At 64.3% G+C, this 14,519-nt stretch carries 15 protein-coding genes; 14 read left to right on the forward strand and 1 reads right to left on the reverse strand.

What is annotated here, in order from left to right; all coding sequences use genetic code 11:
* Positions 1 to 8 precede the first annotated feature (8 nt).
* Positions 9 to 293: a GSU3128 family (seleno)protein gene (locus EDC39_RS15760; protein ID WP_281289750.1), complete on the forward strand. Its 285-nt coding sequence runs from the start codon at positions 9 to 11 to the stop codon at positions 291 to 293.
* Between the two features lie 3 nt (positions 294 to 296).
* Here EDC39_RS15760 and tsaA read toward each other — a convergent pair whose 3' ends face one another.
* The gene (tsaA, locus tag EDC39_RS09815; protein WP_148896205.1) at positions 297 to 1,025 is read right to left on the reverse strand and encodes a tRNA (N6-threonylcarbamoyladenosine(37)-N6)-methyltransferase TrmO; all 729 of its coding nucleotides are present in this window, start codon (positions 1,023 to 1,025) and stop codon (positions 297 to 299) included.
* Between the two features lie 257 nt (positions 1,026 to 1,282).
* On the opposite strand from tsaA, the gene pstS reads away from it, so the two are divergent.
* The 13 genes from pstS (at position 1,283) to thiL (ending at position 14,463) form a co-directional block, all read left to right on the forward strand.
* On the forward strand, positions 1,283 to 2,353 hold the full coding sequence (gene pstS / locus EDC39_RS09820) for a phosphate ABC transporter substrate-binding protein PstS (RefSeq protein ID WP_246140226.1): 1,071 nt from the start codon (positions 1,283 to 1,285) through the stop codon (positions 2,351 to 2,353).
* 15 nt (positions 2,354 to 2,368) lie between these two features.
* Positions 2,369 to 3,292 (forward strand): phosphate ABC transporter permease subunit PstC, encoded by a 924-nt coding sequence (gene pstC / locus EDC39_RS09825; protein ID WP_148896206.1) that lies wholly within the window; start codon positions 2,369 to 2,371, stop codon positions 3,290 to 3,292.
* On the forward strand, positions 3,289 to 4,134 hold the full coding sequence (gene pstA / locus EDC39_RS09830) for a phosphate ABC transporter permease PstA (protein ID WP_148896207.1): 846 nt from the start codon (positions 3,289 to 3,291) through the stop codon (positions 4,132 to 4,134). Before pstC ends, pstA begins: the two co-directional genes overlap by 4 nt.
* Positions 4,135 to 4,983: a phosphate ABC transporter ATP-binding protein PstB gene (pstB, locus tag EDC39_RS09835; protein WP_148896208.1), complete on the forward strand. Its 849-nt coding sequence runs from the start codon at positions 4,135 to 4,137 to the stop codon at positions 4,981 to 4,983.
* A gap of 22 nt (positions 4,984 to 5,005) precedes the next feature.
* Entirely contained in the window at positions 5,006 to 5,665 is a 660-nt protein-coding gene (gene phoU / locus EDC39_RS09840) for a phosphate signaling complex protein PhoU (RefSeq protein WP_148896209.1), read from the forward strand.
* Between the two features lie 366 nt (positions 5,666 to 6,031).
* Entirely contained in the window at positions 6,032 to 7,471 is a 1,440-nt protein-coding gene (locus EDC39_RS09845; protein WP_148896210.1) for a sigma-54 interaction domain-containing protein, read from the forward strand.
* Positions 7,472 to 7,708: 237 nt separating this feature from the next.
* The gene (locus EDC39_RS09850; protein WP_148896211.1) at positions 7,709 to 8,155 is read left to right on the forward strand and encodes an Hsp20/alpha crystallin family protein; all 447 of its coding nucleotides are present in this window, start codon (positions 7,709 to 7,711) and stop codon (positions 8,153 to 8,155) included.
* 58 nt (positions 8,156 to 8,213) lie between these two features.
* Entirely contained in the window at positions 8,214 to 8,609 is a 396-nt protein-coding gene (locus EDC39_RS09855; RefSeq protein WP_148896212.1) for an Hsp20/alpha crystallin family protein, read from the forward strand.
* Between the two features lie 159 nt (positions 8,610 to 8,768).
* Positions 8,769 to 9,620, forward strand: a complete 852-nt coding sequence (locus EDC39_RS09860) for a response regulator (protein WP_148896213.1) — start codon at positions 8,769 to 8,771, stop codon at positions 9,618 to 9,620.
* A gap of 163 nt (positions 9,621 to 9,783) precedes the next feature.
* A complete protein-coding gene (locus EDC39_RS09865) occupies positions 9,784 to 10,059 on the forward strand; it encodes a thioredoxin family protein (RefSeq protein ID WP_148896214.1) in 276 nt (91 codons plus the stop codon).
* Between the two features lie 204 nt (positions 10,060 to 10,263).
* Entirely contained in the window at positions 10,264 to 11,037 is a 774-nt protein-coding gene (locus EDC39_RS09870) for an NRDE family protein (RefSeq protein ID WP_148896215.1), read from the forward strand.
* A 122-nt stretch (positions 11,038 to 11,159) separates the two neighbouring features.
* Entirely contained in the window at positions 11,160 to 13,493 is a 2,334-nt protein-coding gene (gene lon, locus EDC39_RS09875) for an endopeptidase La (RefSeq protein WP_148896247.1), read from the forward strand.
* Positions 13,486 to 14,463 (forward strand): thiamine-phosphate kinase, encoded by a 978-nt coding sequence (gene thiL, locus EDC39_RS09880; RefSeq protein WP_148896216.1) that lies wholly within the window; start codon positions 13,486 to 13,488, stop codon positions 14,461 to 14,463. The genes lon and thiL overlap by 8 nt, the downstream gene beginning before the upstream one ends.
* Positions 14,464 to 14,519: the final 56 nt, after the last annotated feature.

Consider the following 14,519-nt stretch of genomic DNA (forward strand, 5'->3'; position numbering starts at 1 on the left):
GAAGAGCCGTGAAAATCCGCAAGACGTTTTTCGATTTCGAATACAGCGAGGTGCTCGACGGCAAGACCCGCGAGCTGATACGGGTTGCCTGTGCGGTGGCTGTGCACTGCCCCGACTGACTGCAGAAGCACTTCGCGGTCGCGAAGGAGCACGGAGCCAGCGACGAGGAGTTGCGCGAAGCCATGGCCTACGGCATGATGGCGCCGGGCGGGCGGGCGAAGAATTTCGCCAAGGCGATGCTGCGTGAGCTGAGTCCGCCGGCAGGGCTGGAAGAGGAGGACGAGCTGCCCTGAGTTTCAGGAGGTGGCGTCCGTTTCGACTTCGGTCACCAGCGGTCCCGCCGCCTCTTCCCGCCAGCGGATGTTGCAGCCCGCCAGGCACATGCCGAATTCGCCGCTTCCCTCGCCGTGACGGTAGCCGGGACGGGGATCGAGAGCCAGGGTCTGGATGATCAGTTCCTTCAGGTCCGGTCTGTCGGCCAGGTTCTTCTGGGCCTGGTCGCAGAAGCGGACCTTTCTTTTTTGCCCCGGCGGACTGGCGAAAACGCCCGCTTCCGCCGCCGTGACCCGGTCGACGTAGGGCAGGTAGGGCTTGATGTCGATCACCGGGGTGCCGTCGGTCAGGTCGATCCCGGTGACCGCCAGGCCGAGCCGGCCGTTGCGCCGTTCGATGCCCTTCAGTTTCACCACCGACAGGCCGATCCGGTTCGGCCGGAAGGGCGATCGGGTGGCGAAGACGCCGACCCGCCGGTTGCCGCCCAGTCGCGGCGGGCGTACCGTCGGCTGCCAGGGTCTGTCGGTTGGCACCCGGTCGAAGAGAAAGAGCAGCCAGACGTGGCTGTACTGTTCGATGCCGCGCAGGGCCTCCTCGCGGTCGAAGGGCGGAAGCAGCTCGACAAACCCCTCCGCCGCCGGTGCCAGGCCGGGCTGCCGCGGGGTGGCGAATTTTTCCCGATAGGGAGAGTGGACCCGCGCGATGACCTGCAGCGCGGGAAGCTGGTCCGACGAAGTCCGACTCTTCTGCATCGCGTAATCATCCCTCCGCAAGCTGTTTCCGTATCCAGCCGGGCGTCACCGCCGCCACGACGAGCCGAATCCCTTTCCTGCGCCAAGGCTACCATAAACCCGTCGCCTGCGGGCAAAGTCTCTTTCCGCCTGGTCTCGCTCCTTTTTGCAGACTTTTAACCGGGCGCTAACAGAATCCTAACCTGCATTCGGCAGAGTCGGCCGAGTCAACCGGCCGGGCCGCAAACAGGCCCGAAACGAAAAGGAGATGCAGGAGCATGAAACAGATGAAGCGGATGATGCAGCAGATCTGGCGGGTCGTGCCGATGGCCCTGGTTTTGACCCTGGCGGTCGGTGTCGTTCCGGCCCTGGCCAAGTCCCGCACCATCAACGGGGCCGGCGCCACCTTCCCCTTCCCTGTCTATTCACAGTGGGCTTACCAGTATTACCGCGAGGCCAGGGTTCGCCTCAACTACCAGTCGATCGGCTCCGGCGGCGGCATCCGCCAGATCAAGGCCGAAACGGTCGATTTCGGTGCTTCCGATGCGCCGCTCAAACCGGTCGATCTCGAGGCTGCCGGGTTGCTGCAGTTTCCGATGATCATGGGTGGCGTGGTGCCGGTGGTCAATATCTCCGGAGTTGCCGCCGGCGAACTGAAGCTCTCCGGCCAGCTGCTGGCCGATATCTTCCAGGGCAGGATCACCAAGTGGAACGACGCCCGCATTCAGGCGGAGAATCCGGGGCTGAAGCTGCCCGACCAGGCGATCACCGTGGTGCATCGCAGTGACGGTTCCGGCACCACCTGGATTTTTACCAACTACCTGACCAAGGTCTCGCCGTCCTGGGCCGAGAAGATCGGCAACAACAAGGCGGTGAACTGGCCGGTCGGGGTCGGCGGCAAGGGGAACGAGGGGGTCGCCTCCTATGTCCAGCGGGTCAAAGGCTCCGTCGGCTATGTCGAATACGCCTATGCGCTGCAGAACAGGATGAGTTACGTGCTGCTGAAGAACAGCGCCGGCAACTATGTCGCGCCGACCAGTAAAACCTTCCAGGCGGCCGCCGCCGGCGCCGACTGGGAGCACGCCGAGGGCTACTACCTGGTGCTGACCGATCAGCCGGGCGAAAAGAGCTGGCCGATTACTGGTGCCTCCTTCATCCTGATGCACAAGAACCAGAAGAATGCGGACAAGGCCAAAGCGGTCCTCGCCTTCTTCGACTGGTGCTACAAGAACGGCGCCGAGATTGCCGAGCGGCTTGATTATGTGCCGATGCCGGCCAAGGTGGTCGAGATGGTTGAAAAGACCTGGCGTGAGCAGATCAGGGCCGGCGGCAAGCCGGTCTGGAAATAGACCGGGCCGGAATCGATGCGAACCGATCGTCGGATTGACTGGGATCCTTTGTTTCGCAGCCTGACCCTCGGCGGCGGGCTGGTCCTGATGCTGGTGGTTGTCGCCATCTTCTGGGAGCTCTGGCAGGGTTCGCAGCTCTCGCTGCAGAAGTTCGGCTGGTCGTTCCTGTTCACCGAAACCTGGGACCCGGTCAGCGAAACCTTCGGCGCCGCCAGCACCATCTACGGCACCCTGCTCTCCACCTGCATCGCCATGGTGCTGGCGGTTCCCCTGAGCCTGGCCATCGCCCTGTTCCTGGTGGAGCTGGCGCCGCCACGGCTGGCGGCGGCTGTCGGCGCGGGAATCGAACTGCTGGCCGCTATCCCGAGCATCATTTACGGCATGTGGGGGCTGTTTGTTTTCGCTCCGTTCATGGCCGAAAAGGTGCAGCCGCTGCTGGCGAAGATTCCCGGTCCCTTTTTCACCGGACCGCCGATGGGGATCGGCATGCTCAGCGCCGGCATTATTCTGGCGCTGATGATTCTGCCCTTCATCACCTCGGTGACCCGCGACATCTTCCGGATGGTGCCGGCGGTGGTCAAGGAGTCGGCCTACGGCATGGGCTCGACCACCTGGGAGGTGACCCGCAAGGTGACCATTCCCTACGGCATCCAGGGGATTGTCGGCGCCTGTTTTCTCGGCCTGGGCCGGGCCATCGGCGAGACCATGGCGGTCACCTTCGTGATCGGCAACCGGCACGAGATTTCCGCCAGCCTGTTCGCCGCCGGCAACAGCATCGCCTCGACCCTGGCCAATGAATTCACCGAGGCATCGGAAGAGATTTACCTCAGTTCGCTGGTCGAGCTCGGGCTGGTGTTGTTCGGCCTGACCCTGCTGCTGCAGCTGCTGGCCCAGTGGTGGCTGAAGCGCACCCGGCGCAGAATGGGAGGTGGGCTGTGAGAGGGCGTTCCCTGGCCGGCCGCAAGCTGGTCGATACCCTGGTTCGGATCGCCTCGGCCCTGGCGGCCCTGCTCGGGCTCTGCGTGCTGGGCTGGATTCTGTACGTCATCCTGTCGCGCGGTATCGGCGCCATCAACTGGGAGTTCTTCACCGAGCTACCGGCACCGCCGGGCATGAATGGCGGCGGTCTGGCCAACGCCATTGTCGGCACCTTGCTGATCACCCTGCTGGCGAGCCTGATCGGCATTCCCCTGGGACTGCTGGCCGGCATCTACCTGGCCGAGTTCGGCGGTCGGTCGCGGCTGGCCGAGAGCATCCGCTTCTGCAGCAACCTGCTGATGGGAACCCCCTCGATCATTGTCGGGGTCTTTGTCTACGGGCTGATCGTGGTGCCGCTGGGGGATTTTTCCGCCTGGGCGGGGGCGATCGCCCTGGCGATCATCATGCTGCCGGTGGTGGCCCGCACCACCGAGGAGATGCTCAGCCTGGTCCCCAACAGCCTGCGCGAGGCGGCCCTCGGACTGGGCACGCCGCGCTGGCGGACCACTTTGCAGATCCTGTTCAAGGCCGCCGGCAGCGGCCTGGTTACCGGGATTCTGCTGGCGGTCGCCCGGGTCAGCGGCGAAACCGCGCCGCTGCTGTTCACGGCGCTGAACAGCCCCTTCTGGTTCGAATCGCTGAACGAGCCGATCGGCAACTTGACCGTGACCATTTTCAACTACGCCATGAGCCCCTACGCCGACTGGCAGGCCAAGGCCTGGGGCGCTTCGCTGCTGATAACCCTCGGCGTGCTGGGGGCGACCCTGTTGGCCCGCACCACGCTCTGGCTGAGGAGAAAGTAAATGAACAGCCTGTCCGAACCGCAGAACGCAACAACCTTTTCGACAGCCGGGGAGCAGGCCGGACGGCATGATGCCGCAGCCGCCCCCGTCGGGAAAGACGTGAAGATTTCGGCGCGCAAGCTCAGTTTTTTCTACGGCAGCCAGCAGGCGCTGTTCGACAACGACCTCGACGTCATGGCCGGCAGGGTCACGGCCATCATCGGTCCGTCCGGCTGCGGCAAATCGACCCATCTGCGCATCTACAACCGCATCTTCGAGCTCTACAAGGGGCAGCGGGCCAGTGGGGAGCTGCTGCTCGACGGCGAAAACGTTCTCGATGCCGGGGTGGACGTGCTCGAGCTGCGGCGGCGCATCGGCATGATCTTCCAGAAGCCGACGCCGTTTCCGATGAGCGTCTTCGACAATGTCGCCTACGGCCTGAAGCTGCACTACCGGATGCCGCGCAGCGAGATGCAGGATCGGGTGGAGCAGGCGCTGAAGGCGGCCGCTCTCTGGGACGAGGTGCGGGACAAGCTCGACAGCCCGGGAACGGCCCTTTCCGGCGGCCAGCAGCAGCGGCTCTGCATCGCCCGGGCGATCGCCGTCGAGCCGGAAGTGCTGCTGATGGACGAGCCGACCTCGGCCATCGACCCGGTGGCCACGGCCAGGATCGAGGATCTGATCGGCGAGCTGCGCGGCCGCTACACCATCGTCATCGTCACCCACAACATGCAGCAGGCGGCGCGCATTTCCGATTTTACCGCCTTTTTCTACCAGGGACGAATCGTCGAGTACGGCGAGACCGAGATGATGTTCACCAAGCCGAAGGTCAAGCAGACCGAGGACTACATAACCGGCCGCTTCGGCTGAGCCAGGCAGGGGGAGAGAAGTCATGACCGTTCACATGCTGAGAGAACTGGACAAACTGAAGCGGATGATCCTGGTGCTGGCGGCGCTGGTCGAGGAGAGCGTGCAGTACAGCGTCCTCGCCCTGCGGAAGCGGGATGCCGAGCTGGCGCGCAAGGTGGTGGCGATGGGCGATCAGGTCAACGAGATGGAGGTCGACCTGGAAGAGGAGTGCCTGAAGATTCTCGCCCTCTACCAGCCGGTGGCGGTCGACCTGCGCTACATCGTCGCCGTGCTGAAGATCAACAACGATCTGGAGCGCATCAACGACCTGGCCGGCAACCTGGCCGAGCGGGCCCTGACCCTGATGGACGAGCCGCCGGTCGAGCCGCCTTTCGACGTGCAGGCCATGGGCGAGATCGTGCAGCGCATGCTGAAGAAGACCCTCGATGCCCTGGTCAACATGGACCAGAAGGAGGCCCTTGAGGTCATCGAACTCGACGACGAGGTCGACCGCTACCACCGGGAGAGTTTCGCCCGCACCAAGGAGCGCATCCGGCTGCAGCCCGGAGAACTCGACGGGCTGATCAACTACCTGTCGATCTCCCGCTACCTGGAGCGGATCGCCGATCTGACCACCAATGTCGCCGAGGATGTGGTGTATATGATTGAAGGGAAAATCATCCGCCACCACAATACTGCGTAGGCGGCCGATACGCGCACATCTGCTGCGTTACGCTCAGTCTTCAATCCTCGACGTAGCTGCCGCTACGCCTGTGGTTTCAGCCTTCGCGTGCCTTGCATCTGCACGCGTCTCGGCCGCCTTGAGCCGTTTGTAGGGGGAGATAAGCACTCGTCTACTGCGTTGAGTAGCTGCCGCTACACCTCACTCCTCAGGCCGCAAGGCGCCTTGCATCTGCACGCGTCTCGACCGCCTTGGAACTTGCTCTTCGTCCTCTTCCGGCCCTTCCGCAACGGGGAAGGGCCGGTTCCCATCATTCCCATAACTCACAGCCGGCAATAGCCCACGAACCTTGAAGCCGCGTCGCAGAGCGGTTACATTGTCTATGTCATGCAGACCACTCCGGTAACCATCGAACATCTGCCCGCTGTCAGTCCCGACATGGTTCTGTGTGGTGACGGCCGTCGCTGGAGGGTGGAGCGCTGTGTCCCATGGCTGGCCGAACGTCTCGGCGTCAGCGTCGACAGTGTTTGTGGCCGGGATGTGGGCCACCTGTTCGCCGACAGCCAGCCGTCGCTGCTGGAGCTGCTGCGCGAAACCGTCGAGCGTGACGCCCTGCTCAACGACATCCTGCTGCGCCTGCCCGACGGCTCGACCCACGTGCGGCTCGATCTCGAGCCTTTGGGCCTGTCGGAGGACTATTCCGCTTACCGGATCGCCGCCTACATGCGGCAGGTTCCCCGCCCCGGTGCGGTGGAAACCACCTACGGCCTGGTGGGGTCGAGCTCGGCGTTGCGCGAGGTTCTGCGCAAGATCGGCAAGTATGGTCCCACCGACGCAGCGGTGGTCATCACCGGTGAGACCGGCACCGGCAAGGAGCTGGTCGCCGCCGCCCTGCACCAGGCCAGCCCCAGGTCCTCCGGTCCTTTCGTCGCTGTCAACTGCTCGGCCATATCCGAAGAACTGCTCGAATCGGAACTGTTCGGCCACGAAAAGGGCGCCTTTACCGGCGCCGTGCGCACGCACCGCGGGCGGTTCGAACGGGCGGACGGCGGCACCCTCTTTCTCGACGAAATCGGCGACATGCCGCTGCACACCCAGACCCGGCTGCTGCGGGTGCTGGAAACCGGTCGCATTGAGCGGGTCGGCGCCGAGCGTGAACAGCAGGTCGACGTGCGGATCGTGGCCGCCACCAACGTTCCCCTCGAGCGGGCGGTCGGCAACGGGCGGTTTCGTGCCGATCTCTACCACCGGATTTCCGTGCTGCGCATTCACCTGCCGCCGCTGCGCGAACGCAAGGAAGATATTCCGGCCCTGGTTGATTTCTTCCTGGACCGTTTCAACCGCAAGTACGGCAAGGTGGTCAAGCGCCTGACGCCCGAGGCGATGGCCCTGCTCGAATCCTATCTCTGGCCGGGCAATATCCGCGAGCTGCGCAATGTTCTCGAACGGGTCTACATCGAGACCGAGTCGGAGGTGATCGGCGCCCGAGCCTTCGCCGAGTGGGTGCGCGAACGCCAGGATTTCGCTCCCGGCGAGTGGGGAACCGCTCCATCGTCGCAAACGCCGATCGCGCCACCGTTCCCCCTGGTGTCGGAGCGGAAGCTGCTCGATGCCGGCACGACGCCGCTGCTGGCTCCCCGCGCCGTCGAGCAGGTTCCGCGGCCATCGACCCGCCCCGCCAATCTCGACGAGGAGAGCATCCGCGCCGCCTTTCGTGCCGCCGGCGGCAACATCGCCGCCGCCGCCCGCATCCTCGGCGTTCACCGGGCCACCCTCTACCGGCACCTGCAGAAGCTCGGTCTCGACCGGGAATCGCTGCAGGGCTGAATCTCTCCTTCTTTCGGCCACGTCCTTTCCTGTCGCATCTTTTGTCGCAACTGTCGTGACGCACCTTCCGGCAACGTCGCGGTTCGTGACGTCGGGAGGTGATGGCTGTGTAACATGCCGAAATGACAGGACAATTCTGTGGAAGGGCGGCTGGCATGGCGATTGTAATGGACAATGGGCGCCAACGGGCCGCAAGGTCCGCGAACGAAACCAATCAAGCAGAAGGAGGATAGAAAGATGCTGAGCTGGAACCTGATTCGGGAGATGGAACATCTGCGCAGGGAAATGGATGAGCTGTTCCGGGGGGCCGGGTTCGGTCCGATGCTCGACGCACCTTTCCTGCCGGGGGTCGGCACGCGTCGCTATCCGAGGATCAATATCCGTGAAGATGCCGACAACTACTACCTCGAAGCGTTGCTGCCCGGCGTCGATGTCCGGAATCTCGACATGAGCGTCGTCGGCAGCACCCTGACCCTCTCCGGCGAACGGAAAGAGGATGAAAGCGACGGTCGTACCTGGCATCGCCGTGAACGTGGCGCCGGCAAGTTTTTGCGCACTATCGAGGTGCCGATGGAGATCGACGCCAACAAGGTGAGCGCCGAATACCGGAACGGCGTGCTGAAGGTGACTCTCCCCAAGGCGGAAGGGGCCAAGCCGAAGCGCATCGCCATCAAGGCGCGCTGAGGGTCTGAACGGAAGACGACGCAATCGAGAACAAAATTCTGCGAAAAGGAGAGAAGCCATGAGCGAGAGGACTCTGACCCTGACTCAGGATAAAGAACTGACCCGTGAGGAGATGCGTACCCGTGACCGTTATCTGACCCCCGCGGTCGACATCTTCGAAACCGACGAAGGCCTGACCCTGATTGCCGATGTCCCGGGTCTCGACAAGGACCATCTCAAGGTCGACATCGACCAGGGCGTACTGACCATCGAGGGGGCGGCCGGTCATGACGACAAGGGTGAAAGGCTGTTCGAGGAATTTGCTGTCGCCGGTTACTTCAGGCAGTTCCGGTTGCCCGACAGCATCGACCCTGATCGGACCGAGGCCGAACTCAAGGACGGAGTGCTGACCCTGCATCTGCCGAAAGCCGAGGCGGCCCGTCCGAAGAAGATCGCCATCAAGACCGTGCATTGAGTTCTCGAACAGCCTGAGCCGGGCGTGAAGCCCGGCTTGCTTTTTTATTATTTGCCGGTTGACAGCGACGGTATTGCTAAAGAATAGTTGGGTGAGGGCCGAAAAGAAGGGAAAAGCCCGTATTCATCCATCGACAGGAGGGGGCGGAAAGGGGCATGGATGTCCGAGCGCAAGCGTTTCGGCGAAATACTCGTTGAAGCAGGGGTCCTGACGGAACGTACCCTGCAGCAGGCGCTGGAAAAGCAGCGCCAAAGCGGCAAGCACCTGGGCGAGATTCTCGAGGAGAGCGGCGTCATCACCGAACGCGACGTTGCCGTGGTGCTGGCGCGACAGTTCGGCCTGAAGACGGTGCGGGACATCGCCGCCCACAGCTTTTCCGCCGATCTGCTGCAGCTCGTCGACGGCGATACCTGCCTGAAGAAACTGATCTTTCCCCTCAAGCTCGACCGGCGGCGTCTCTTTCTGGCCATGGTCAACCCCCTCGACATGGAAACCATTGACGAGCTGGCCTTTCGCACCGGCCTGTCGATCGTTCCCTGCGTCACCACCCGCGAAGAGATCGTTGCCGCCGTCAACCGGCACTATCTCGGCAAGGATCCGAGAATGGACCAGAACTGGTGGACCATTCTGGTGGTCGATGACCAGGAGATGGTGCGGGCGACCATCAGGGCGGCGCTGGAACGGGAGGGCTACCAGGTGCTGGAGGCGACCAACGGCGCCGAGGGGCTGAAGGAGGCCCTCAACCAGCTGCCGCACCTGATCATCGCCGACACGGTGATGCCACGGCTCACCGGCGACGAGATGTTCCGCAGCCTGCAGGCCAACGCGCGCACCCGCAAGATACCGGTCATCGGACTTTCTTCCCGCAGCGCGCCGGAGGAGGAGGCCCGGGTGCTGGATCTTGGCTACTTCGATTTCATCGCCAAGCCGATCAACGCCATCCGCCTGCAGGCGCGTGTCCGCAGGGCGCTACGGACTATCTACGGCGATACCCCTCCCCCCAGACTCTGAGCGACGGACGAAGCGGTTCGGCGATTTTCTTCCCGAGCTGTTTGACGGCTACCGTTGACGATGCATCAGCGCAAGATGTGAGAAAATCTTGCTTGCGTTTCCCACCGCCGGGACTATAATGATGACTAAAGAGGTCATCTTTTTGACCGAAAGGAGGCGACTCATGCGCATTGACATTCTCTGCAAGCCCGGTTGTGGCGAGCGCTGTGAGAAAACCCTCGAAAACGTCCGGCAGGCACTCGACGATCTGGCGGTCAAGGCTGAGGTTCATGTCTACAAGGATGTCCGCAAGATGATCGACAACCGTGTCTATGTCACGCCGGCTCTGGTGGTTGACGATTTCGTTCGCATCTCCGGAAGGGTTCCCGAGGTTGGTGAGATCCGCTCTCTCATCGTCGAACGGCCGCGCTACCGCAAACGCTACGAAGACGTGGCCTGAGAGTTTTCGACGATGTCGCGGCTGGTCGCTGACGTCTCTGTTAGCGGTCTCCTCTTCATCCCTCGGCGCGATGTTCAGCTTGAGGTGCGCCCTGTCTCACTTCTGAACTCTTTTGAATCGCAGCAATCTCACCCGCCTGCTTTTCGCGGCGGTTTTTTGTTTGCCATCCTTGGCGGCAGGCTCCGTTCATGCGAGAATTGCCGCATGTGTCTCATTCTTTTCGCCATACGTCCCGATGACCGTTACCGACTGGTGCTGGCGGCCAACCGCGACGAGTTTTATGAACGGCCGTCAGCCCCGGCGGCTTTCTGGCCGGACGCGCCCGACATCTGGGGCGGACGGGACCTGCAGGCCGGCGGCACCTGGTTCGGGGTGACCCGGAGCGGGCGGCTGGCGCTGGTCTCCAACGTTCGCGAACCGAAACGTCTGCCGGAGCCGGGGCCGTCGCGCGGCCTGCTGGTCAGGGATTTTCTCCGCTCGGAGACCGATGCCGCCGGCTGGTTGACGGACGTGCTGGCCGACAGCGGTCGCCGGTCCGGCTTCAACCTGATTGTCGGCGAAGGCGACCATCTTTTCTATGGCAGCAACCGCCGCCAGGGCGTGGTGCCCGTTCGGGACGGACTGTACGGCCTGAGCAACGCCGGGCTCGATACCCCCTGGCCGAAGGTGCGCCGCGGCAAAAAGGGACTGGCCGGGCTGCTGCGGCGTCGCCTTGCCGGGGAGGAGCTGGCGGCGGGCCTGTTCGCCCTGCTCGGCGACCGGACCCCGGCCGCCGACGACGAGCTGCCCGACACCGGGGTGGGGCTTGCTATGGAACGGGCGCTGTCGCCGGTTTTCATCTGTGCCGGACAATACGGCACCCGTTCCTCGACCGTTCTGCTGCTTGAGGCGACGGGACGGCTGCTGGTTGTCGAACGCCGCTTCGGACCGGATGGGCGTATCACTGGCGAAAGCAGGGAAAGTTTCCGAATTTCTTGACTCTTTTCTTGCCGGGTCTAAAATTGGCAAGATCGGGCAGGTGCGCGGTCCGGCACTTCGGGCGGCACCCTGCATCGAGCGACCAGGGAGGCAACGTGGCCAATCCAGCCGAACAGACGGAGATGGAATTTCCGGGGATCCTGCCCCTGCTGCCGGTCAGGGACGTGGTGGTCTTTCCCTACATGATCATCCCCCTCTTTGTCGGCCGGCAGAAGTCGCTGCAGGCAGTGGAGCAGGCTCTTGCCGGCGACCGGCTTCTCTTTTTGGCCAGCCAGAAGGAGCTGGTCGAGGAGCATCCGTCGCCGGACAATATCTATGCCGTCGGCACCGCGGCTATGGTGATGCGGATGGTGAAGCTGCCGGACGGCCGGGTGAAGATCCTGGTTCAGGGGCTCGGTCGGGGGCGCATCCTGCGCTACCTGGGGGAGAGTCCCTGCTTTACCGTCGAGGTCGAGCCAATTCCAGAACCGGAGGTCAGCGGCGACCCGCTGGAGATCGAAGCGCTGATGCGCACCGTGCGCAAGCAGCTGGCCCAGCTCACCAACCTGGGGCAGAACATGCCCCCCGAGGTGATGATCGCGCTGGAGAATATCGAGGATCCGGGCAGCCTGGCCGATGTGGTCGCCAGCAACATCGGGCTGAAGGTGGCGGAGGCGCAGGCCCTGTTCGAAACCATCGATCCGCTGGAACGGCTCCGGCGGGTGCAGGACACGCTCACCAAGGAACTGGAAGTGGCCGCGATGCAGACCCGCATCCAGAACCTGGCCAAGGAAGAGATGAGCCGTACGCAGCGCGAGTACTTTCTGCGCGAGCAGTTGCGGGCCATCAAGGCCGAACTCGGCGAGACCGACGCCCGGGCCGAGGATGTCGCCGAGCTGAGCGAGAAGCTGGCGAAGGCCAGGTTGCCCGAGGAAGCAAACCGGGAGGCGGAAAAGCTGCTGCGCCGGCTGGAGAGCATGCATTCGGAGGCGGCCGAGTACGCCATCCTGCGCACCTATCTCGACTGGCTGGTCGAGCTGCCCTGGAGCGTGCGCACCCGGGACAATCTCAACCTGGAGAAGGCGCGGCGGGTGCTCGACGAAGATCACTACGACCTGGAGAAGGTCAAGGAGCGGATTCTCGAATACCTGGCGGTGCGCAAGCTGAAAAGAGAGATGAAGGGGCCGGTGCTCTGTTTCGTTGGCCCGCCCGGGGTCGGCAAGACCAGCCTCGGACGCTCGATCGCCCGCGCGCTCGGCCGTAAATTCGTCCGCATCTCTCTCGGTGGCGTGCGCGACGAGGCCGAGATCCGCGGTCACCGCCGCACCTATGTCGGCGCCTTGCCGGGCCGCATCATCCAGGGGATGAAGCAGGCCGGCAGCAACAACCCGGTCTTCATGCTCGACGAGCTGGACAAGATGGGGGCCGATTTTCGCGGCGATCCCTCGGCGGCGCTGCTGGAGCTGCTCGATCCGGAGCAGAACCATGCCTTCTCCGACCATTACATCAATATTCCCTTCGACCTGTCCCATGTCCTCTTCATCGCTACCGCCAACCTGCTCGATCCGATTCCGAGCGCGCTGAAGGACCGGCTCGAGGTGATCCATCTGGCCGGCTACACCACCGAGGAGAAGCTTTCCATAGCCCGGCGCTTTCTGGTGCCGCGCCAGCTCGAAGCCAACGGCCTGAAGCCGGATGACCTGCGCTTTTCGGACAAGGCCCTGCTGCGCATCATCTCCGGCTACACTTCCGAGGCCGGCCTGCGCAACCTGGAGCGGGAGATCGGCAGCGTCTGTCGCAAGATCGCCCGCCGTTTCGCCGAGGGGAACCGCCAGCGGGTGCTGATCGGCGAAAACATGCTTCCCAAGCTGCTTGGCCCGCCGCGCTATCTCCCCGAGGAGGAGCGGAAGCAGGACGAGGTCGGGGTGGCCACCGGGCTGGCCTGGACCGAGAGCGGCGGCGAGATCCTCTACGTCGAGGTGTCGGTGATGCCGGGCAAGGGAAACCTCACCCTCACCGGCCATCTGGGCGAGGTGATGAAGGAGAGCGCCCAGGCGGCGCTCAGCTACGCCCGCGCCAATGCCGACCGGCTCGGAATCGTCCCGGACTTTTCCGAGCGGGACATCCACATTCACGTTCCGGCCGGCGCCATTCCCAAGGACGGTCCGAGCGCCGGCATCACCATGGCGGTGGCGCTGGTCTCCGCCCTTTCCGGCCGGCCGGTCAGCAAGGACGTGGCCATGACCGGCGAGCTCACCCTGCGAGGCAAGGTGCTTCCCGTCGGCGGGATCAAGGAGAAGGCGCTGGCGGCGGCCAGGTCGCATGTCCCGACCCTGGTGCTGCCGGCCCGCAACGAGAAGGATCTGGCCGACATTCCCGCTCCGGTGCGCAAGAAGCTCCGCTTCGTCAAGGTGCGCACCATCGACGAGGTGCTCGCGCTGACGCTGCGCGACGCCGCCGGGGGGGGCGGTGACTGACGAATTCAGGCTGATCGAGCGCATCCGCGCCCTGGCGCCTTCCTGCCTCGAGGTCGAAGAGGGGATCGGCGACGACTGCGCCGTTCTGAATCCGCCCGCCGGCGAACGGCTGCTGGTGACCAGCGACCTGCTGCTGGAAGGCGTTCATTTCCGTCGCGACTGGACCTGTGCCGCCGATCTGGGCGCCAAGAGCGTCGCCGTCAACCTTTCCGACCTTGCGGCCATGGGCGCCAGGCCGCTCGCCCTGGTGCTCGGCCTGGGGGTGCCGGACGACTTCGCCGCCGGACAGCTCGACGCGCTGATCGCCGGTTTCTGCCGGACGGCGGCTGATTACGGGGTGGCGCTGGTGGGCGGGGACACCTGCAGGTCCCAACAATTTTTGACAGTTGCAGTGACCGCTTTCGGCACGGCCGCCCCCGGGCGGATCGTCCGCCGTTCCGGCGCCAGGGCCGGCGACTGCCTGCTGGTTTCGGGCGAGCTGGGGGACAGCGCCCTGGCCCTGCGGCTGTTGCAGCGGGGGGAGAATCCGCCGCCGGAGATCGCCGAACGCCACCACCGGCCGCGGGCGCGGGTCGAGCTGGGGAAGCGGCTGGCCGCCGCCGGCATTCATGCCATGATCGACCTGTCGGACGGCCTGATCGGCGATCTGGGCCATATCCTGGCCGCGTCCGGGGTCGGGGCGGAAATCGAAACGGCGAAGATTCCGCTATCCGGCGCCTTCAGACGCGCTCTGGCGGACGACCCCGGCCTGTTCGCACTGGCCTTGGGCGGCGGCGAGGACTACGAACTGCTGCTGGCGGCCGAGGCGTCCGGGGTCGCCGGACTGCAGGCGCTGGCCGCCGGGATCGGGGTGAGGCTGTCGGTGATCGGCCGTGTTGTCGACGAACCGCGCGCCATCTGGCTGGTCGATGCCGACGGTGAACGACGGCGGGCGGAGCCGGCGGGATTTAGGCACGCCATCGGCAAATAGACGCCGAAGCGGCAAGTTGGACTGATGTTTGCTTGCGGTTGAGTTCCATGGAGGGA

The sequence above is a fragment of the Geothermobacter ehrlichii genome, assembly GCF_008124615.1.
Taxonomy (GTDB): domain Bacteria; phylum Desulfobacterota; class Desulfuromonadia; order Desulfuromonadales; family Geothermobacteraceae; genus Geothermobacter; species Geothermobacter ehrlichii.